The sequence below is a fragment of the Dellaglioa sp. CoH-57-MRSF-16 genome (assembly GCF_056782055.1).
In genome coordinates this window covers 1-515 of record NZ_JBXAXZ010000045.1, presented here as the reverse complement: position 1 = coordinate 515, position 515 = coordinate 1, and the positions used below count along the sequence as shown (strand labels likewise).

1 protein-coding gene is annotated in these 515 nt (G+C 55.9%); it reads right to left on the bottom strand.

Annotation, left to right across the window (positions count from 1 at the left end; translation table 11 throughout):
* Positions 1–515, bottom strand: a 515-nt coding sequence (locus tag AC1RPH_RS07770) for a hypothetical protein (RefSeq protein WP_481762019.1), incomplete at both ends; no start/stop codon positions are given.

The following is a 515-nucleotide window of genomic DNA, read 5'->3' as shown; positions in this document are numbered from 1 at the left end:
ACCATAGACACGTCGCGGAGCGCCCGACTCGACCACGAGCGATTGAACAAGCCGTTGACCATGGCGCGCGCATTGTCGAAACCGTCGTCGCCCGCTGCCTCACGGCTGTATTTCTCAGCAAACACATCCTTCTTCATCAATGCTTCGAATCGAAAGACCGTTCGGTTTCGGGTCGGAATCCGTGCCGGAATCAGTCCGAACTCTACAAGCTTCGGAATCAGGTACGACACATCGCGACCAACCATGCCATCACCACGCGTGATAAGAGCCTTGGGAGTGCCACGATCGTACAGTCCTTGGAGGCTCGTGCCATCCAACTTCCACATGCCGAAGTGGGGTCCCTTGCTACGCTTCGCAAACGACGGTACGTCGTCAGGATACGCTTTTTCCAGACTCGGCATAGGCCAACACAGAGCCACCTCTTCCTTCTTGTCAGAGATACGCACACCCGTCTTGTCCAATTCTTCCCATTCTGGGCTGCGTTTCCGGATCGTATCTTCCAGACGGTCGAACGC